We start from the raw sequence: 19,565 nt of genomic DNA on the forward strand, positions 1-19,565 counted from the left end.
CGATGAAACCTGCCTCAAGGGCCGACGATGATCACCAAATCCAGCACCGCATCAGCAGAGGTCGAACATGGAGTTCAATAGAGCTAGCGTGTGGCTCGCCGGGGTGATCGGCGCCCTGATTTCGAGCTGGTGGCATAAAGACGATTTGGCCGACAAAAAGGCTTGGCTGATCTTCGTTACATCGGGCGCGTGCAGTGCGCTTTATCTGACCGGCATGGTCAGTTCCTACTTCAGCATCACCGACCCCAACAACGTCGCCGGAGTCGGCTTCCTGTTGGGCACCTTCGGCGGGTCGCTTATCGCTGCCATCAACCGCGCCATTAAAGCCGCTGACCTTTGGGCGTTGATTCGCTCGAAGTTCGGAGGGGGCACCCCATGACTCTCGAAACCCTGAGTTCGACCTGCATCGGCATCATCGCGGCCTGGGCCACATGGTGCGTGGTGAGTCGGAAAGTGAACGACGGCCTGTTAGGCAAGATCATCTTCGCTGCCATCGCGCTGGCTGGTTACGCCATGGTCATCCGCACCGAAAGTACCTTCTTCACGCCAACCGTTGCGGGAGTGACCTTTCACGGCGCGCTGGCCATGGCTGGCGTTCGCCACTACGTCATGGTCAATCATTGGCCGCGTATCAAAGCGGTGATCTGCCGCTACCTGCATTGCGAAAGCTGCCTGAATGAGCCGCTCGGAACTGAGCAAAGGGAGTCACGGAAATGAGTGCATCACCAGCTGATATAGAGATCCTTGCCCGCACACTTTGGGGCGAGGCGCGCGGGGAAGGCATGGCCGGAATGGTTGCCGTGGCGTGGTCCATTCGCAACCGCGTTGATATGGACCTGCACCATGACGGCAAGCCGGATTGGTGGGGTGAAGGTTACTCGGGTGTTTGCCAAGCTCCGTGGCAATACAGCTGCTGGGACAAAAACGACCCAAATTATCCATTCCTCAGCGGGGCCAAACCGATTCCCCTCGGCGAAATCAGCGCTGCGCGCCAGGCTGCCACAACCGTCGTCAATGGCTCTGTTCCGGATCCAACGAGCGGTGCTACTCACTATTACGCGACCAGCATGCCAAAACCGCCCGCATGGGTAGCCGGCGCGACCCAGACGCTCAAGCTTGGTCACCACATCTTCTTCAGGAACGTGCCATGAACGAAGTCGCGTTGAAGTGGCTGGGCATCGCCGTGGTCGCCCTGGTGCTGATCGGAATCGGAGCGACCGGCGCCTGGCAATGGCAGGCGAACGCTTACGGCAAGACCATTGCCACCAATTTGGCGGACTACAAGAGCAAGGAGGCCAACTACCAGTCGGACCTGACCTTGGTCGCCAACGCCGGTGCCGCACAGGCCCGTCAAGCGCTCGGCCAACAGAAGGTCGCCGAGCAGGCGCTCGCCACACTCGACACGAAAGCTACCCAGGAGAAGAAAGATGCCCTCGCTGAAAACGAAACGCTCCGCACACAACTCACTGGTGCGCAGGATGACAACAAGCAGTTGCGCGGCGACGTTGCTTCTAGTGTTCGCCGGCTGCGCATCGCAGGTCACTGCCCCGCAAGTAATCCCAGTAGCAGCAACTTGCCCGCAGCCTCCAGCGCCGCCAGCCTGGGCGATGCAGGAACCATCGAACTCGATCCAGCAGCTGGACAAACTGTTTTCGATATCCGCGCCGGGGCCATTGCCGACCAAGCAGCCCTGAGGGCATTGCAGGTTTATGTCCGCAACGTTTGCCAGGCTGGGCCCGCCGTAGGTAACGCTAAATGAACTGGTTCAAAACCCTGCTCGCCAAATTCGCGGGCGCACCCAAACCTGAGGAAATCGCCATGCCTGAAGCTGATGCCGCAACCACCGCAGCAACTCCAGTCGCCCCGACAGGGCTGAACACCGACACGCTCAAGGCTCTGCTCTTGGCCCTCGGCCATGACGTCGAAGCTGATTGGGAGCACTTGGTCGCGCTGGCCAAGAAAGCAATCTGAAGTACGCGCCACGTTTGGAGTTATCGCGAAACGTGGCGCGCCGTACAACTCGCATTGGAATACCTGAGTGGCTGAGCGCAAGAAAGTCGATTGGGAAGCGTTGGAGCGTGAGTTCCGTATAGGCTCGATGTCGCTGCGTGCACTGTGTGAAAAGCACGGCGCCAACCCCGGCAACGCCAGTCGCAGGGCGAAGAAAGAGGGTTGGGTACAGGACGCCAGCCAAGAGGTCCGAGAACGCACCCGCGCCGCGCTGATCACCCAACCGAGGGAAGAAGACAACACTGTTGTATTCCGAGACAACGCTCCCACGCGGGCCGACGTCGACGTTGCTGTTCAAACCAACTTGGCTGTCATTACCAGGCACCGTAAGGATATCGGCCAAGGTCAGGAGATAGTCGGTCTGCTCATGCGTCAACTCGTCGAAACAGCCGTCAACCGCGAAGCGATAGAGGAAGACATTGAGCTCGAGACCAAAGGAGACGAAACCAGCCAGCGCCGGTACCGGATGATCAAAGCCATCTCGCTGCCGACCAACGCAGCGGTGATGCGCGACCTGTCCACCGCGATGAAGAACCTGGTTGGGCTTGAGCGCCAAGCGTTCAACCTTGATGAGTTGTCCTCAGAAGAGACGTACGAAGAGCGATTAGCTCGATTGATGGGAGCGAAGGAATGATCAGTGCGCGACAGGTCATCATCGGTCAGTTCGCCAATACCATGGCCCTGCGCGGGCTGAAAGTCAGAGAATTCGTGATTGTTGTGGGTGATCAGGCCTACGACCGATTTGAGCGTGAAGGCCACTGTATGGCTGGTATTGGGCGGTATGAGCATCTCGTCCCGTTCCGCGTTGAGCCGGATGTGCAAAATCGGCGCATTGGCCCGCGCAATCGCTGGGGCGCACTGCAATGACCATCCAGAGCAGAGCGTGTCGTGACACGTTTTGCGAGATAACGAATTGTGTCGCGACATTGGAGAGATAGCATGACGATTGAGGTTCATCCAGTTCAAACCACAAGGCACGGAAACGCTGTTTGTCCCAAGGTGGTGACGATGCGAGCCTACGAGGTTTACTGCCACGTCTACGCGCCGCAAGAGGCAATGGTTACTGGCGGCTGCCGAGGCGGCTTCGGTACCGGCGAACTCATCGCCTTTCTGTATGCCTACGGATTTCCCAGGGATCAGTGGCGCTCGCGGGTAGACGAGGCTTTTAAGGGTGCGCTTAACCTTTAGCGCTTGATCCTCTGCGCGGAGACGCGAATGAAGAAGTCATGGCGCGTCACCACTCCCGGCTACAAGCCATTCCCGATGATCCTGCTCGAAGGCGCGCTCGATCATGCGGGAGCGCTGGAGTTTGCGAGGTCGATCTGGCCGGAATGCACCATAGAGTGAGAGTCCAATGAGTAATATTGCCAACCTCCACGGCGCTCTGCCGCTGAGCAACGAAACGGTCAAGGTCGTGCGTGAAATGGACAAGGCTATCGTCGACGCCATCAACAAGGCCCGCCAAGCTGGAATTCCTCGCGGCCTGCTGGTTGGTGCGCTCCACGGCTATGCGCTGGAAGAGACAGCCAGAATGATCAACGCCGAAGACTGATGGAAGTTCATGACGACCATCGCCTACAAAGACGGCGTGGCTGGCTAATCGCTGTATGGCTGGACAGCATTTGGTATCACGTCAAACCACAGCCATTCGCCTTCCTGTCTTGGTGGGTTTCGGTTCTTTGTTACCTCGAACGTGTAGTCGCCGTCCCGGCCGCTGGTACCGGTTATATCAATTATATAAGTGCCAGCCCAGCCCGTGAATACTTCGGTCTGGAGACCAAGTCTGCCGGCTCGATGAATAAAGCCACCAGTGACGAGAGTGCGTTCGCCAGGGGTGTATTGGAAAGGAATGGCAGAAAGCTTAATCAGCTCTTCTGACCCGTTGAATATAACTATGTCTGCCTTTGGGTACGGCATTCAGATGCTCCTTGCGTTGATTGATCCCCACCAATACCGGCAACCCACAATTATTTCAAGTCCGATGCGCAAGCCGACGCCTGTTGCGCGTGTTGCTCCGTCGATTCAGTCACATAGGCTCGGCCCCGTCATTTCGATAATCGAGAAAGGGGCTGATCATGAACGACCAAGTAATCGAGCAAGAGATTCAGGAAAAGGGCCTGACCGCGCCGCGCATCACACCGGCAGACCTGCAAATGAATATTGCCTGCGCGCATTACTTCACCGCAGCAAATGGTGTTGCTGCTACTGGTGGCGCTCTTCACTCGGATGACGATGGATTACGCTGTCTGACCTTCTGTGTCTTGGTACTTCAAAACGGGTTCACAGTTACCGGTGAATCGGCCTGCGCCAGCCCTGAAAACTTCGACGCTGAGATCGGTCGCAAGATCGCCCGCCAGAATGCCGAACAGAAGATCTGGCCGCTGATGGGCTACACGCTCAAGCAGCGACTGTTCGAGCAGAAAGCGTAGTAACCCATGTCAGCCGACGCCATGCTGTCGAAGCTCATCACTGACGATGAGCTTTACTTCGAGCGCAACTTAAAGATCCGAGCTAAGGACGGGAAGATTGTCCCGTTCGCGCTGAATGACGCCCAGCGCATCATTCACACCCGACTTGAAGCGCAGCTCAAAGAGACAGGCATGGTCAGGGCGATCATCCTCAAAGGTCGCAAGCAGGGCGCCAGTACGTACATTGGCGCCCGGTTCTACAAGAAGACATCGATGGGTTTCGGGATCAATACCATGATCGTGACTCACGTTGCCTCGTCCACCCAGACATTGTTCGCCATGGTGAAACTGTTCTTCGAGCTGAGTAACGAAACGCTACGCCCTGCCATCAAGGCCAGCTCGGCCACAGAACTGTCATTCGCCAAACTGCGCAGTGGCTACAAGGTTGCTACAGCTGGCTCGAAGAACACTGGCCGGGGTGACACCATCCAGCTTCTCCACGGCAGCGAGATGGGGTTTTGGGATAACGCCGAGGACATCCGTAGTGGTCTTGGCGAAGCTGTTCCTGACGAGCCTGATACCGAGATCGTTTTTGAATCGACCGCCAACGGCCTGGGCAATGACTTCCATCGAACGTGGGGGCTGGCAATCGCGGGCAAATCCAACTTCATTGCCATCTTTATCGCCTGGTTCCTCGAAAAAAAATATCGTCGCGCCGTGCCAGAAGACTTCGAGCTGTCCGATACCGATCTCGAATATCAGGAAGCATACGGTCTAGACGATGAGCAAATGTCGTGGCGCCAGAACAAGATCATCAGTTCGTTCGGCGAGGACGAAGATCGCTTCAACCAAGAATTCCCAGCATCACCTGATATGGCCTTCCTCAAGGTCGGTCATAAGGCGCTGATCAACACGCTGAAGGTGGCCAAGGCCCGTAAGGTTTCGCTCAAGCATACCAAGCGCATCGGCGCCCACGTTGTCGGCCTCGATCCGGCGCGCGGCGGTGATACCTCTACGTTCATCCACCGCCAAGGCCGTGCCGCGTGGGGCATCGTCCACAACAACGTGCCGGACACGATGGCCGTTGCTGGCCAAGCCGCACGGATGCTCACCGACGATCCAACCATACGCATGATGTTTATCGACATCGGCGGACTCGGCGCCGGGATCTATGACCGCCTCGTTGAGTTGGGCTTCGGTGATCGCGTCACCGCCGTCAACTTCGGTTCAGGCGCTACAGATGACCGCAAATACGCAAACAAGCGCGCCGAGATGTGGGGCGATATGGGCGAGTGGATTGGCAGCGATATCACTCCTTCTATTCCCGACAACGATCAGCTCCACGGCGATCTGACGTCGGTATCCAAAGATAAATACACCAGCAACGGCCAGCTCAAGCTCGAGCCCAAAGACGAAGTGAAGAAGAAGCTCGGCCGCTCTCCTGATGACGGCGACGCCCTGGCACTCACGTTTGCTGAGCCTGTGGCGGCCGATGACATATTCACTGAAGACTGGAAGGCCAAGATGATGCGCCGCAACTCCCGTAAATCTGCGATGGGGGCCTGACATGGCTGATTCGGTAGCTGAAGAGAACTGGTCTCGTTACCAGTACGGCATTACGCGCGGGCACAGCCGGTACATGGACCAGGCCCGGTTGTGTGAAGGCTTTTACATGGGCGGTGGTCGCCAGTGGGCCAACGAAGATCGGGCAAGGCTCGAAGAGGCCGGGAAGCCGGCGCTTGAGTTCAACCAGATCAAGAACAAGATCAATGCCGCTGTGGGTTACCAGATTGGTAATCGCATGGATATCGGGTTCAGGCCTCGCTCGGGCGCGTCTGATCAGGAGACCGCCACCACGCTGTCCAAGCTGGCCATGCAGATCGCTGATAACAACCAATTGCACTGGAAAGAGACGCAGGTTTTCAGCGACGGCCTGATTCAGCAGCGCGGATTCTTCGACATCCGTATGAGCTATGACGACACGCTACTGGGCGAGGTCAAGATTGATGTGCTTGACCCGCTCGACGTGATCCCTGATCCGGATGCGAAGGATTACGACCCGGACAGTTGGGCGGACGTCGTCGTTATCAAATGGCTGACCCTGATTGAGATTGAAATGCTGTACGGCTCCAAGACGGCCAATGACCTTGATGAGTCAGGCGATGTGGTAGACGGCGGCGATAGATCGAACACCAGGCGAAACAGCTTTGGTGGTGATGATCATGACTTCGATCAGTACGTGTCTGAGGACAAGGACGATGCGGCAAAGCGCTTCTGTGTAGTTGATCGCCAGTTCTGGCAGATGGACAAAGCCGACTGCATCATCACCTCTCTGGGTGATATCCGTGTCATTTCGGACATGAAGCCCGAGGCCATTCAGTCGATGGTCAAAGAGGGCGGCATTAAGCAGAAACGCCGTGTAAGACGCGTGCGCTGGTCTGTATCGACTCAAGATAAAACGCTGCACGATGACTGGTCTCCGTTCGATCACTTCACCGTTGTTCCGTTCTTCCCGACGTTCCGCCGCGGTCATACGCGCGGCCTGGTCGATGACGCTATTGGTCCACAGCAACTGCTCAACAAGTCGATGAGCCAATTTCTCCATACCATCAACACCACGGCGAACAGTGGCTGGATTACGGTCGCGGGCACGATCGCGAACATGCGTGACGATGAAGTTGCAGATCGGGGTAGCGAAACCGGGCTGCACATGATCGTCAAGAAAGGTACCGCAGAACTCGACAAGCCTAGGAAAATAGAGCCCAACCAGGTGCCGACCGGATTTGACCGGCTGATCGATCGCGCCTCATCGCTGCTCGAGCAGGCGACCGGCATCAACGAGGCCATGTCAGGCAAGCAGGGTAACGAAGTCTCCGGCATTGCCATCCAGACCCGCCAGTTCGCCGCACAGCAGCAACTGGCCGTGCCACTCGACAATCTGGCCCGAACCCGGGCAATGCTCGCTGGCCGGATGCTTGAGATGATCCAGAAGTTCTATGACCAGCCGCGAATCATGCGGATCACTGAAACGGATCAAAGCGGCAAGGAAACGACGCAGGAAATCCCGCTCAACTGGACACAGGATGACGCGCGGATCCTGAACGACCTGACCATTGGCGAATACGATGTAATCGTCACTGATGCCCCGGCGCAGATCACCTTCGAGAACAGCCAGTTCCTGCAGGCGATCGAGCTGAACGAGAAGGGCGCGAACATCCCGTGGTCGTTCATCATTGGTTATTCGAACTTGGCCAACAAGAAAGAGGTTGTCGCGGCCATGGAGAGCCAGCCGGCAGCGCCAGTTGATCCATCGGTACAAGCCAAAGCCGATTTGCTCACTGCCCAAGGCCAAAAGACTCAGGCAGAAACAGCCAAAGCTCAAGTGACTACCGACCTGCTCAAAGCCCAGACCGACGACATTCGAGCCGATACGGTATCGAAGTCGGTCACCGCTCAGTTCAGCGCGATTCAAACCGCCGCAACAATCGCTGCAACGCCTGCCACCTCAAGCCTCGCTGACGCGCTGTTGTTGTCTGCTGGCTACGTTGATCACGACGCCTCGCCGATTGTCCCGCAGTACACCGGGACTGTCCTTGCTGCGCCGAATATTCCTCACAGCACCAACCCATTGACCCCGGCCCACCCTGCGGTAGGTCTTGATGCGGGCATCGAAACCTCGCGCATTGAAGGAGTACCAGCATGAGCAAAGTATTGGATAGCGCAGCAGAAGATGACAACGAAGACGAAGCATGGGAAGTCGAATGCGACCTTCGGGCCCTGGCCGCAGCCATCGAAATTAACAAAGACCCGAAGCGTCTCGCTGCTGCGAAGGCGTTAGCAAAACAAAAGAGCGCCGAAATGGCCTCGATCGCCAAGTAACGAATTTCGAAACCAAAGGGGCAGAACATGAGCGTAGCAGCCGGAAAAGAGACGCAGGAAGACATTGACGCACGCCTGGCGCAGGACGCCCTAGACGCTGGCGATGACTTTGAACCGACCGACGATGTTGCTAACGACGTCGCCTCGGCAGCCGCCATGGCGGACAAAAAAACACCCATACAGACCGTTATCGACGCTGAAACGTTGGCCGCGATAGTTGGTGATGACAAGCCGAAGATGGTCCCGCACTCGCGCTTCAATGAAGTGAACGAGGAATCCAAAGCCAATCGGGCGCGGGTGCTGGAGCTGGAAGAGCAGTTAGCGCGCGCGAACGGCAATGCTGTCGTGCGGCCGGCTGCAAAAACTGATCCTGAGATCGCACCGTACGACTATGACGCCGCCGAAGACCTGTACAGCACCGCTATTCTCGACGGTGACCCAGCCAAAGCAAAAGCAATCCGGGCCGAGATACGTGCCAGCGAGAAAGCTGAGGCGATCCGCGAGGCCGAGGCCGCTGCTGATCGGCGTTACTCGACCAATCGCCAAAAGGATGATTTGGCGCGAGCGACCGTCGAGCGTGATTTGGCAGTTGCCAAGGCCTACGTCGAATTTCCATTCCTGGACTCGGCCAGTGCTGACAGCAACCAGGATGCGATCGATGAAGTGCTTGCCCTGACGAATCATTTCACCAGCAAGGGCAAAACTATCGGTGAGGCATTGGCCGCTGCTGTTTCCCGAGTTGGCCCTCGCTATGTGCCAGCAGGTGACGTAGTGAAACCGCCGCTGGAGCAGAAGCCGGACCTGAAGAAGGGGATCGAACGCGCCGCGCAGATTCCAGCGAGGGCGCCCGGGCTTGGTGCTCGGGCCAATTCTATCGATGTGCGCAAGCTCACCGGTGCAGATATCAAGAAGATGTCGAAAGAAGATGATGCGCGGCTTTCGGGTGATGAAGTTTAGTTGACGGCCTGATTCAGTCACATAACTTTGTCATTGCGGTAGACATCGACGCACAAGGAAGTGCGCATCTGCTCAATTCCATATTGGACAGATAGTAACAAGCCTCGCATCGGCCAGATGCTCGCTCACCGAGTCACGGTGTCCCTCGCCGCCGGGCGTTAAACGGACCAGCTGCAAGCGCCCCATGAGCGCCTAAACCATGTCCTCGCAAGGGTGGCGATATACCCAGAACTAGCCCGCCACTCATAAAGGAATGCCAATCATGGGCGTTACCAACTTTGCGGCCCTTCAGCCGCAGAACAAAGTTTATTGGTCGAAAAAGACCTGGGAAGCTGCTCGCGATCAGATGTTCGTGAACAAGTTTCTGGGCGATGGTGACACCGCGATCATCCAGCACATCACTGAACTGACCCAGACCGAAAAAGGCACCCAGGTGATTATCACCCTGGTCGCTGACTTGATCGGCGACGGCGTATCGGGCGACGACTGGCGTGAAGGCAACGAAGAGGAAATGGAAGCTTACTTCCAGGAAATCCAAGTTGACTTGATTTCTCACCAGGTGCGCAACAAAGGCAAGCTGGCTGAGCAGCGTTCGGTCGTGAGCTTCCGCAACCAAGCCAAAAACCGTCTCTCGAACTGGCTCGCCCAGCGTGTCGACGAACTCGCAATTCTGACCCTCTCCGGTATTGGTTACACCTACAACACCGACGGCAGTCTGCGCACTGGTTCCGCCTTCCCAAGTCTGTCTTTTGCCGCTGACGTGAGTGCCCCCTCCGCCAAACGGTATTTGACTTGGGACGGCTCTAATTTGATTGCCGGCAGCAATGCCGGGATCACCTCGGCCATGGTGCCGAAGTACAAAATGATTGTGGACCTGATGGCTTATGCCAAGACCCACCATATCCGCCCGGTTGTTTCGGATGGCAAAGAGTACTTCCTGGTTCTGTTGCAGCCCGGCACTTTGGCTGCGATGAAGATGGATCCGCTATGGCAGGTCGCGATTACTCGCGCCGCCACGCCTGGCGATAAAAACCCATGGTTTACCGGCGCTACGGTCACCGTCGATGGCGCGGTGATTCAAGAGTCGAACAAGGTATTCACGACCTTGAACGCTCCTGCTGGTTCCAAGTGGGGTGCCGGCGGCCTCATCAACGGCACTCGCACGCTGCTACTCGGCGCCCAGGCTTTGGGTTTCGCTGACATCGAGCAAGCGGGCGACTCCTGGAACGAGAAAACCTTCAACTACGGTGCCCAGACCGGTATCTCGGTTGACCGTTTCATCGGCTTCCTCAAACCGAAGTTTTACAGCATCTACGACAAGTCGACTGAAGACTTCGGCGTGATCGCTATTGACCACTTCCTGCCTAACTCTGGCCAATAAGGAGTTGTGATGAACAAGTCCAATTACGAACACCAGTGGCCCCTGGTGGGCCACAACAGCTTTCTGGTCGTCGACTTTGCAACGCTGGCCACCCAAAAGGTTATTGGTCTGCCAGCTGGCGCCCAGGTAATCAGTGGGTGGGTACTGGTCACCACGCCGTATGACGCTGATACCACGGCGGTCTTGGACGTCGGCGACGCGGCTTTGCCGAATCGCTACGCCAATGACATTGATCTGAAAACGGCGGGCCGTAAGAACCTCACGCCGACTGGCTTCCTGACGACTGCTGCGAGTGCTGTCACCGCAACCTTCGCACAGACCGGCACACCGGCAACTGTCGGTGAGGCCCGGGTGTACATCGAGTACATCGCGGCTCGCAAGTCCGACGAAATCCAAGACTGATCTACCAATAGCCCCGGTTCGCCGGGGTCTTCACATGCGAAGGGGCAATAACCATGGCTGAAGCAACCCGTCTGTTACCGCCGAAAGGCAAAGAATCATTTCCTGTCTTCCTCGCGTCCGGGCAGAGTATTCGCGTTTTTTGCGACGACCCGGACGGCAAGGAGGGCAGCATTGTCCCGCCGAAATATCGTCGCCTGGCACTGGCTGCTGGGTGCATTGAAGTCGGCACCGAGTATGAAGAAGATGAAATTGCCAAAGCTGACGGCCCGGTGGCGATGATTCTCCGTGCCATCGAGACCATCGTGAATCGCGATGTACTGGAAGAACTGGAAGGCGATGGCCGCCCTAAACTTGGCGTTATCAAGTCAGAAGTCGGTTTCAACGCGACCCGGGCGCAGGTCATTGAAGCCTGGAAGCTATTCGAAGAGTCGTTGGCTTAACCCATGGCCTACGAAACTGTCAGCGACCTCATCAAGGCCTTTCGTGAGGATGAAAAGGACACTGTCGCGCCGTACTTCTGGTCTGACAACCAGTTGGTGCGCTGGACCAATGAGGCGCTGACAGAGTTCGCTGAGCGTACCGCCAGCATCTACGACGATGAAAGTGCCGTGACGCTGATCCGTTTCGGTATCGGCGAAGACCGGTTCGTGCTGGATGCCTGCGTCATCGATGTCGTGGATGTATGGATTGAAGGCCCGCCACGTCGCCACCTGTTGCGCAGTCTGTCCCGCCTCGACCGTGGATACCGCGGCGGTTACCGGCATGACTTCAACGGGTGCTCGTCGCACTACCATTTCGATGGTGCTGGCCAACTCCACATCCATCCAAAGCCTAGCGCTGCAGATGCGCTGCGCTTGCGAGTCGTTCGCCGTCCGGTGCGAGACCTCGACAAGGGCGACAAGGTGCCTGATCTGCTCCCGCAGGATGTTCGACATCTGCTCTCGTATATCGCTTACAAGGCATATCGGGTCAATGACGCCGAGACATTCAACAAGGCCAGCGCCGACGAGCATCTGGCGCTCTTCGAAGACGCCTGTCAGGCGGTGCGCGAGAAAGCCATTCTCCGCAGAGGCGACTGTAGTCGGCCGATCCGGAGTCATTGGTAATGGATGAGGAGATCAAAGGTTGGGCTGGCGGTATCAACAACCGGGTTAACTTCCGCGAGATGCCCCAGGGGTTTGTTCGTGATCTGGTGAACCTTGATCCGCTGGAGGGTGGTGTACTCGGCCTGCGCTCTGGTTTTGAGCAGCGATATGCCGCCACTAATGCCCGGGGCGCCCTGTCAGTAGACGACAAGGTTCTGTTTGCTGATGGATCTGCACTGATCTGTTTTGACACTTCGACCAACTCGGCCCACGAACTTGCGCAGATTGCGGGTGGTGGGCGTTTTGCTGGCACGGTATTGAATAATGAATTGTTCATCTGCACAGCAACCGAACTGCTGCGCTTTGACGGATCAACGCTGCGGCGGTGGGGCGTTCCGACCATAACAGTGCAGCCTCTGCCGATAATCGTCGGCGGCGGACTTGCTGCAGGCACCTACCAAGCAGCGATGACGCTGGTCAATGCCCGGGGCGAAGAGGGCGGAACAACCAACCCTATTCAAATTACCGTGCCGAATGCATCGGCATTGGTGTTTCGCGCCCCGACCTTGCCTGAAGGGCACACCCTGCGCCTGTATGTGAGTTCTGCCAGCGGTGAAAACCTCTACCTGCAATATGAAGGCGCGGACAGTTACATCGTCAACGTCCTGCGTGATGACACTGCCCGCCTGGACACGCTGAACCTGCGCGAGCCTGTCGGCGGTGACCAGATGGCGGCTGTCAATTCTGTGCTGCTGATCGCGGACGGCAAGACGCTTTGGTACACGCTGCCAATGAGCCCGCATCTGCTCGATGCCTCCAAGTGCTTCTTTCAGTTTGGCGCACCTATCAGCCTGGTTATTGGGATTGGTAGCGGCGCGTTCATCTGCGCGGACAAGACCTATTTCATCCAGTCCCCTGAATCCGACCAGGTGGTTCTCCACAATGTTTTCGAATATGGCGGAATTTACGGGACCGGCTTAGTCCTTCCCGATGGTCGGGCCACATGGATGACTCAGTACGGTCTTGCCGTTGGCGCGCTCGACGGCAGCGCAACCCTGCTGAGCCAGGCCAATTTTGTACCAGAACTCGCTACAGAGGGCGCCTCAGGCGTCTTTGAGCACAACGGCAACCAGATGGTTGTAACCACCATGCGCGGCCAGCGCGGAGCAAATCCGCTGGCTGCCAGCGATTACTACGAAGCGGAGATCGTCACCCCATGACCGACATTCCCGAAGGCCTGGCAAAGTTCGGCTTTGTCTTCACCGGTGAGGTCGTATCGCCCAATGGCGAGGTGACCTATTCCAGGGCGGACGACAACATCATTCCGCAATCCGGTATCGACCACATCATTGGTCTGCTGCGCGGTACCGGCACAATTAATTCAAGCTGGTACGTGGGTGTTGGCGCTGCAAACTATGTCCCGACCAGCGCCACCACTGCGGCAGATTTGCCGATCGCAGTGGGTGAGACCTCGGCCTATTCGCAAGCGACGCGGCCCGTCTGGTCGGATACCTACGACGGCGTGTCCAGTATCGGAAACCTAGATGCCAGAGCCGAGTTCGCGTTTACCGCAGCAACCCGGCTGTATAACGGCTTTCTGGTCTCAAATTCGGGTAAGGGCGGAAACAGCGGGATCCTGCTTTCTATCGCACGTTTCAGTTCTCCCTATGACATCCCGGCGGGTTCAACCTTTCGCCTGGGTATCTCCATCACTCTGCTGTCGGCGGGCTAATCCATGAGCCTGACTCTCTCTGCTCGCAATACCGTGCTGCCGCTGCTCCTGTCGGGAACGGTCTATATCGCGCTGCACACCGCAAACCCCGGCGACACAGCCGCCGCCAACGAGGTGGCGGACGCCTCCTACGCACGACAAGCAGCGACGTTTTCAGTCAACACCGGTACCGGTACCGCTATATCGAATGAAACGCTGAACTTTCATTTCGCGGCGGCCGCGACTGTCACCCACGTTTCCATGTGGTCGGCAGCTACCGGTGGCACTGCGACCGAGCGCCAATCGCTCAGCGCGCCCGTCGACGTGACCAGTGGCACATTCACGATCGCCGCCGGCGACATCACCTTGGGAGGGGCTTCCTGATGAAGCGCAGTACGGGCATTCGCAATTACATGCTGGCCAGCGGCTCGTTTAAAGCAGGCATGGCCGGGTCAATCGTCAACGTCTACTCGGGCACGCCCCCGGACACCGCTGATGCAGCCTTGCCAGGTGGCGCGCTGTTACTGCTGACGTACTCGCTCAACGGCGCCGGCGGTGGGCTGTCGCTCGAGGCGAATGCTGCCGGCGGCTCAATTCAAAAGAACTCTGCAGAGGTCTGGCAGGGTGCGATTGTTCTTTCCGGCACCCCTACGTTCTTTCGCATGCAACTGCCCAGTGATGACGGCAGCGCGAGCATCACACTGAACCGCTTGCAAGGAACGGTAGCGCTGCAAGATGCCGACATGATCGTCAGCAGCACAACCTGGACCGTCGGTGACGAACGCAAGCTGAACTACTTTGTGGCTTCTATCGCAGCTGGTTAATCGGGAAGACCGCCATGTCGAACCGTCTAACCAAGCGGGCAAATATCACCTACATCGCCGCAATACCTGCGGTTCCGCCAAGGCCAGGCTATTGCGTTACCGGTATCGGCAGTGTCGTCAAATACATTGATCTCACCACCCTCACCAACACAGCTTTTCCGATGGTTCCGGGCTATCCCGCTCTCATTAAGTCGCACGTCGACGCTACCGGAAAAACCGTAATCGACGGTTACCTGGTGCCGGTCGTAGACAGCAACGTGAGTACCACCGTTTGTTATCCAGCTGAACCGGGAACTGCTGGTCGCGAAGCTCAAACGATCACGGACGGTCAGCAGGGCTGGAATTCTGGCGGACGTGGGAAAGTAGTTCTGGCTGGTGACTTTGAGGTGTCGTTTAGTGTTCCGGCAGTGCCCAGCGGTGCGGTCCTATGCGGTTTGGCGAGCACGGCGGCCGCGATCGGCCAATTCGCCGCTATCGAGCACGGCTTTTATACGTCGGGTGGCGAAATCGACATCTACGAGGCGGGCGCGAAAATGCGCGGCCTGGCCGTACTGTCGAGGGACAACCCGACGCTCACAATACGGCGAGTTTCCGGGGTCGTGACGTACCACGTTGGATTGCTGTCGTTTACCAGCGCGAAGCGTTCGGCCGGAACCAAAGCGTTCACGGCAGCGCTGTATGCGGCTGGCGACTACATCGACAACCCAACAATTACGAAGGTGTTCTCAGGTTCATCGTTTGCACCGCTGAGCGTGGGCGGTGATGCTCCGGCCTCTCACGAACTATCCTTCTTGCTCAGCACTGTATCCGGCCGGGACGCAACAGCGAGCGTGACACCAGTCATTGCGCTGGACGGCACTGTCTCTGTCTTCGACATGGACATGGCCACGCTTGACCGTGGCATATACCACGACGAAGGCATTCTGCTGGCCGACTTAACGCCGGCTGTGCGCACCTCGGAAGAGTTTCAGTCAGGCATCCGGTTCGTCCTTGATGCGCCCTTGCTAGCAGCAATCGACACCGCTGACTTGCTGACGCTAAGCATTGTCGAGGGTCTGATCCAGCAATCAGTTGCGTATTACAACCCCGTATTTTTCGCAGTGATCAACGAGTCGATGACTGTCGGTAACATCATCGAGATTTTCATCGGTATCGATGCGCGCCTCGACGAAGTCTTGATACTCGGCAATCCGGCCAGCATCAACATGATCATTGAGGCGCTGCTTAGAAGCGGGCTCAGGCTTAGCGACAACTCAGCCCAGGCTCGCAGCGAGGCACTCCAATACGCCACCAATATCGTGACCGGTGCCGTCACTCGGTACAGCGGCTTCGGGTTCGCCAGCTTCTGCAACGTTGGCCAGGATCTTTACGCCACCCGAACTGACGGGCTCTACAAGGTCGGCGGTGACACCGATAACGGTGAGTTGCTGTCATGCCTGATTGACTTCGCAGCGGATGACCAGGGCAATCCACGCACAAAGCGACTGGAAAACATTTTCCTCGGCATAACCACTGACGGCCGCACGCTCGCCAAGCTCAAAGATGATGCGGGTCGCGAGATCCATTACCGACTGATCCAGCGCGACAGCTCCGAAGCGCGGATCAACCCCGCCAAGGGTATCTCTTCGCGCTACTGGCACCTGCGCCTCGAAATTGAAGAGGCCACCCACGCAGAAATTGACAATATCGAATGGGTCGCCGCCACCGGTACCCGGAGAACCAAGCGATGAGCCTCGACAGTACAAACAGTGAATTATTCGCCCTGGCTCAGGAGTCGCTTACCTACGCCGCAGATACGGCCGGCCAAATTGCTGTCCTCTCAATGCCACACCTCAAAGAAACCCCGTTTTCCTATTTGGTTGGAAATATCAAGCTTCAGGAACCGCCGAAATTCAGCGATCTGTTCGGAGGGACTGACAACGCCGCGGTGAATATATCGAGCGTAAACGGCGACGTATCCGCCTGGATGGCAACGTATTTTCCGGCGATCAGTGGCAATTTCAAAAATGTGCCAGAGGACTATCTGGTCAGTGTTATCAGTGGGGTTAAACCGTTTGGTACTCCCAGCACTGTCTTTGATCTCGTCTGGCACCAGGCCCGCGATAGGGCGGCGCGCACGGTCCGTTCCGAGCGAGAAACACTGGCTGGCTCCTTCTCGGCTCGTGGATTCTCGCTGCCACCAGGCGCTCTAATTGATCAGCTTGCGCAGTCAGAACGCAGGGCTTCCGATGCGAGTCTGGACGTCAACCGTGAGCAAGCGATCAAGGACGCAGACATTAAAAGTCAGATTCTTCAGCAGGCTATCCAGCTCGCAAATCAGTTGAAGCTAGGGGTCATGAGCTCTGCCGCCGATCTTTTTCGAGCGTACACAGCGATGTACCAGCTCGACGCTCAAACGGCCCAGATTAAGGCATCAGCCTATCAATCCTTTTACAACGCGCTGTCTAGCTATTACAGCGTTGAGGTCAACATGGAGCAACTGAAGCTTCGCTCCGCCGAGACCAAGGCAAGCGTGGACGGCGGGATCGACAGCAACCGAATAAAAGCCTACGCGGCAGATTCCACCGGCACTGCTCATGCTAATGCAGCCAATGCCTTCGCTCATATTGCCGGAAGTGCCGCCAGTGCTATGGGCACACTCGATGCTCATATAACCAACGGCTCGGCAACGGCGTAATGGCTTCCGTCAAGAAGTCGGCATCAGCATCAGCAACATGGCTTTTGAAGAAGGCTGTAGCGATAGCAAGTGCACTCGGTCAACGAGGAGAGGGATCGCTCACGGCCCGAAAGATCATCGATGGCTACCTACTGATAGCCAAGAAGACGCAGGGAATTCCTGGACAGCCTGGAATTGCGCCTCACATGCAGTCGATGCAGGTAAAGAACTCGATCAGGCTTAGCGCGCTCGTCCTGGATCTACCGGCCTTTCTTTGCTTGCCGGGCCGCTACATCGTGGACGGTAATTTCGATCCAGACAAAGCCTACGTCCAATCACTCCCGGCAGGCCGGGACAGCTACGTGCCCAAAACGCTGACCAGCGTTCTGGAGGCCACGACCAATCCGCTGATTCTTGCTGGCGCCTACAAAGACATTGCCCTTGGCACCAGAAATGTAACCGGGAACCGAGTCTCGACGCGGTTCTGGGGCGTGGCGCAGCCATTCGAAGACGTGGGCTGCATGTATGGATATGGCTCGGTGTATTTGAGTACAGGCAGCGACCGGTGGGCACTATCGTGGGCCCGCGCCAGCGACACATTTGCTTATCGATTGGTGGTGCAGGCACCCACCTGTCTTCAGTACGTCACCACTGGCGGTACTGAGGCGGTAGTGCCCGCAACACCCTCGGCATTGCCGACTACCTGGACGCTGGATATCAGTGAATCGGTTTTGTCCGGGGTGGGCGCTGTTGCGTTCACGCGCCGGGTAGGATTACCCATAGCCAACTACGAGGCCAATTGGGAACAAGCGCAATACCCCTGGTTCACGTTCAGCGTGCCGAAGACATTCCTGAGCGAGGATGGCACGCTTGGATACAAGGTGGTCATGGCCGCGCAGGTGGTCTATGACTATGGCGGCCCCTACTTCACGGACGACAGCGACAGCAGCTATGGCTGGGGCGAGGTAGATCTGTACTCCCCGGCGGGCGGGCGGGGGTTGTGGATTGGTGAGATTCAAGTCCTCAAAGGCGTAGCCACGGTCTTGAACCAATACCGGATTTATGGGGGCGACAGCAGCGATGACGCGCGTCAGCCCCAATTTACGGATGTTGTAGATGATCCGGTCAAGGGATCATTCCGGAGTTATTACGACAATGTGTCGTACAAGGCATCGCCGGTGACCATCGGGGGCGGGGAAGCGCGCATGGTCGGCGTCTCCTTTGTTGACCGCACCGACCCCCCGGCAGGCGAAACCATGCAGCCGCCTGAGCTATGGCTGTTTCTGGACGTGTATTGGTTTCAGGGCGGTGCACAGCGCTCGCAAAACATCCTGACCACCAGGCTATCGAGATCTGTGTTTGTCCCGACTGATGGCGGGGGCGAGATCGAAGGTTGGTACCAGGCTCACCTGACGGCATTCAGTGCTGGCTTAAATGAGGGGCGGTTCCTCCTGGGTTCAGCCACGGATGGGGTCGTGATGGTGGCACCAGTGTTCTCATCATTTCGTCCAGGGGAGTCGCCACACCTTCAGGTAATTGTTGTCGACAAGACCTCAGCATCGATTGGCTACTCTGGCACGCCCGGCTTCGCCATGAGCCTGGGTTCAACCCTCGACGAAATGGTCGACATACAGTACGTCGAGCATCCGGTCACAATTCCAGACTCGGGCGAAGGGCTGGGCACTACAGCGCAATTCTGGAGCCTGCCAGCCGGCGACGGGCAGGTCACCTATATCGGTAACGGCAAGTTCATGTTCTACGTCTCCACCGAGTGGACCACGCCAGCGTCGACCGACTACAGCTTCACCCCCTCGGCAAATTTTGCGGTAGCAGTTTACGACCTGACGCTGGGCACCGTCGGGGTTGCAGGGGTCATAGAAGCCGCATTTGGAAGCTCGAATTTGCCTAACGGCGCCAGTACCCCGCTAGGCAGCAATTTGACTCAGGTCTACTGGGGCGGGCGGCCGGGCCGAATCGAGGTAGTACGCCCTGAAAGCACTGGATATAAGGCTGTGGCAGATGGTCAGCCACAAGACGGGCATCCAGCCACGCTGATCGTGACTGCTGGTCGTGGCGCTCCAGCAGTGTCGTTAGACGAGGAGGCAGGACTGGACATCAAGGAAGGATCAACGGCGATCAGTTACGACTCCGGCAAGACCTGGACAAAAATACTTTCCTACGGCTCTCCGGCGGGCGCCTTCCATTGCGGCAACATTGCACAGGCTCGGTCTGAGCCCGTGGTGAGGATTTGA

Annotated in this window: 26 protein-coding genes; 25 read left to right on the forward strand and 1 reads right to left on the reverse strand. The window is 57.4% G+C overall.

Features of this window, described 5'->3' with window-relative positions:
* The first annotated feature begins 67 nt into the window (after positions 1 to 67).
* From AC1ME2_RS23900 to AC1ME2_RS23940, 9 genes are all read left to right on the forward strand, one after another.
* Positions 68 to 379, forward strand: coding sequence for an MFS transporter (locus AC1ME2_RS23900; RefSeq protein ID WP_480437378.1), 312 nt, complete (start codon positions 68 to 70; stop codon positions 377 to 379).
* Positions 376 to 717 carry a hypothetical protein gene (locus tag AC1ME2_RS23905; protein ID WP_480437379.1) on the forward strand — a complete coding sequence of 114 codons (342 nt, stop codon included), beginning with the start codon at positions 376 to 378 and terminating at the stop codon, positions 715 to 717. The genes AC1ME2_RS23900 and AC1ME2_RS23905 overlap by 4 nt, the downstream gene beginning before the upstream one ends.
* Positions 714 to 1,151: a cell wall hydrolase gene (locus AC1ME2_RS23910; protein ID WP_480437380.1), complete on the forward strand. Its 438-nt coding sequence runs from the start codon at positions 714 to 716 to the stop codon at positions 1,149 to 1,151. Before AC1ME2_RS23905 ends, AC1ME2_RS23910 begins: the two co-directional genes overlap by 4 nt.
* Positions 1,148 to 1,759, forward strand: a complete 612-nt coding sequence (locus AC1ME2_RS23915) for a lysis system i-spanin subunit Rz (RefSeq protein ID WP_480437381.1) — start codon at positions 1,148 to 1,150, stop codon at positions 1,757 to 1,759. The genes AC1ME2_RS23910 and AC1ME2_RS23915 overlap by 4 nt, the downstream gene beginning before the upstream one ends.
* The gene (locus AC1ME2_RS23920; RefSeq protein ID WP_480437382.1) at positions 1,756 to 1,971 is read left to right on the forward strand and encodes a hypothetical protein; all 216 of its coding nucleotides are present in this window, start codon (positions 1,756 to 1,758) and stop codon (positions 1,969 to 1,971) included. The genes AC1ME2_RS23915 and AC1ME2_RS23920 overlap by 4 nt, the downstream gene beginning before the upstream one ends.
* A gap of 67 nt (positions 1,972 to 2,038) precedes the next feature.
* Positions 2,039 to 2,644: a hypothetical protein gene (locus tag AC1ME2_RS23925; RefSeq protein WP_480437384.1), complete on the forward strand. Its 606-nt coding sequence runs from the start codon at positions 2,039 to 2,041 to the stop codon at positions 2,642 to 2,644.
* Positions 2,641 to 2,877: a hypothetical protein gene (locus tag AC1ME2_RS23930; protein WP_480437385.1), complete on the forward strand. Its 237-nt coding sequence runs from the start codon at positions 2,641 to 2,643 to the stop codon at positions 2,875 to 2,877. The genes AC1ME2_RS23925 and AC1ME2_RS23930 overlap by 4 nt, the downstream gene beginning before the upstream one ends.
* A 348-nt stretch (positions 2,878 to 3,225) precedes the next feature.
* A complete protein-coding gene (locus AC1ME2_RS23935) occupies positions 3,226 to 3,357 on the forward strand; it encodes a hypothetical protein (RefSeq protein ID WP_480437387.1) in 132 nt (43 codons plus the stop codon).
* A 7-nt stretch (positions 3,358 to 3,364) separates the two neighbouring features.
* A complete protein-coding gene (locus tag AC1ME2_RS23940; protein ID WP_480437389.1) occupies positions 3,365 to 3,562 on the forward strand; it encodes a hypothetical protein in 198 nt (65 codons plus the stop codon).
* Between the two features lie 44 nt (positions 3,563 to 3,606).
* On the opposite strand, the gene AC1ME2_RS23945 is transcribed toward AC1ME2_RS23940, so the two are convergent.
* Complete coding sequence (locus AC1ME2_RS23945) at positions 3,607 to 3,927, reverse strand: hypothetical protein (RefSeq protein ID WP_480437390.1); 321 nt, start codon at positions 3,925 to 3,927, stop codon at positions 3,607 to 3,609.
* Between the two features lie 158 nt (positions 3,928 to 4,085).
* Between AC1ME2_RS23945 and AC1ME2_RS23950 the strand changes: the two genes are divergently transcribed.
* The 16 genes from AC1ME2_RS23950 (at position 4,086) to AC1ME2_RS24025 (ending at position 19,565) form a co-directional block, all read left to right on the forward strand.
* A complete protein-coding gene (locus AC1ME2_RS23950) occupies positions 4,086 to 4,439 on the forward strand; it encodes a Gp49 family protein (protein ID WP_480437391.1) in 354 nt (117 codons plus the stop codon).
* A 6-nt stretch (positions 4,440 to 4,445) separates the two neighbouring features.
* On the forward strand, positions 4,446 to 5,984 hold the full coding sequence (locus AC1ME2_RS23955) for a terminase large subunit (protein WP_480437392.1): 1,539 nt from the start codon (positions 4,446 to 4,448) through the stop codon (positions 5,982 to 5,984).
* A 1-nt stretch (position 5,985) separates the two neighbouring features.
* Positions 5,986 to 8,121 carry a portal protein gene (locus AC1ME2_RS23960; RefSeq protein WP_480437395.1) on the forward strand — a complete coding sequence of 712 codons (2,136 nt, stop codon included), beginning with the start codon at positions 5,986 to 5,988 and terminating at the stop codon, positions 8,119 to 8,121.
* Positions 8,118 to 8,297 (forward strand): hypothetical protein, encoded by a 180-nt coding sequence (locus tag AC1ME2_RS23965; RefSeq protein WP_480437396.1) that lies wholly within the window; start codon positions 8,118 to 8,120, stop codon positions 8,295 to 8,297. Before AC1ME2_RS23960 ends, AC1ME2_RS23965 begins: the two co-directional genes overlap by 4 nt.
* 27 nt (positions 8,298 to 8,324) lie before the next feature.
* Positions 8,325 to 9,254, forward strand: a complete 930-nt coding sequence (locus AC1ME2_RS23970) for a hypothetical protein (protein ID WP_480437397.1) — start codon at positions 8,325 to 8,327, stop codon at positions 9,252 to 9,254.
* Between the two features lie 262 nt (positions 9,255 to 9,516).
* Positions 9,517 to 10,635, forward strand: coding sequence for a phage capsid family protein (locus AC1ME2_RS23975; RefSeq protein WP_480437399.1), 1,119 nt, complete (start codon positions 9,517 to 9,519; stop codon positions 10,633 to 10,635).
* Positions 10,636 to 10,644: 9 nt separating this feature from the next.
* Complete coding sequence (locus AC1ME2_RS23980; protein WP_480437401.1) at positions 10,645 to 11,037, forward strand: hypothetical protein; 393 nt, start codon at positions 10,645 to 10,647, stop codon at positions 11,035 to 11,037.
* A gap of 53 nt (positions 11,038 to 11,090) precedes the next feature.
* Positions 11,091 to 11,477 carry a hypothetical protein gene (locus AC1ME2_RS23985; RefSeq protein WP_480437402.1) on the forward strand — a complete coding sequence of 129 codons (387 nt, stop codon included), beginning with the start codon at positions 11,091 to 11,093 and terminating at the stop codon, positions 11,475 to 11,477.
* A 3-nt stretch (positions 11,478 to 11,480) separates the two neighbouring features.
* The gene (locus AC1ME2_RS23990; protein WP_480437404.1) at positions 11,481 to 12,143 is read left to right on the forward strand and encodes a phage adaptor protein; all 663 of its coding nucleotides are present in this window, start codon (positions 11,481 to 11,483) and stop codon (positions 12,141 to 12,143) included.
* Positions 12,143 to 13,342: a hypothetical protein gene (locus AC1ME2_RS23995; protein WP_480437406.1), complete on the forward strand. Its 1,200-nt coding sequence runs from the start codon at positions 12,143 to 12,145 to the stop codon at positions 13,340 to 13,342. Before AC1ME2_RS23990 ends, AC1ME2_RS23995 begins: the two co-directional genes overlap by 1 nt.
* Entirely contained in the window at positions 13,339 to 13,854 is a 516-nt protein-coding gene (locus AC1ME2_RS24000) for a hypothetical protein (RefSeq protein WP_480437408.1), read from the forward strand. Before AC1ME2_RS23995 ends, AC1ME2_RS24000 begins: the two co-directional genes overlap by 4 nt.
* Positions 13,855 to 13,857: 3 nt before the next feature.
* On the forward strand, positions 13,858 to 14,217 hold the full coding sequence (locus tag AC1ME2_RS24005) for a phage tail fiber protein (RefSeq protein ID WP_480437410.1): 360 nt from the start codon (positions 13,858 to 13,860) through the stop codon (positions 14,215 to 14,217).
* Entirely contained in the window at positions 14,217 to 14,657 is a 441-nt protein-coding gene (locus AC1ME2_RS24010; RefSeq protein ID WP_480437412.1) for a hypothetical protein, read from the forward strand. The genes AC1ME2_RS24005 and AC1ME2_RS24010 overlap by 1 nt, the downstream gene beginning before the upstream one ends.
* A gap of 14 nt (positions 14,658 to 14,671) precedes the next feature.
* Positions 14,672 to 16,387, forward strand: coding sequence for a hypothetical protein (locus tag AC1ME2_RS24015; protein WP_480437414.1), 1,716 nt, complete (start codon positions 14,672 to 14,674; stop codon positions 16,385 to 16,387).
* Positions 16,384 to 17,334 (forward strand): hypothetical protein, encoded by a 951-nt coding sequence (locus AC1ME2_RS24020; protein WP_480437416.1) that lies wholly within the window; start codon positions 16,384 to 16,386, stop codon positions 17,332 to 17,334. Before AC1ME2_RS24015 ends, AC1ME2_RS24020 begins: the two co-directional genes overlap by 4 nt.
* A gap of 185 nt (positions 17,335 to 17,519) precedes the next feature.
* Positions 17,520 to 19,565, forward strand: coding sequence for a hypothetical protein (locus AC1ME2_RS24025; RefSeq protein ID WP_480437418.1), 2,046 nt, complete (start codon positions 17,520 to 17,522; stop codon positions 19,563 to 19,565).

It is taken from the genome of Pseudomonas sp. ASL9 (assembly GCF_056680335.1).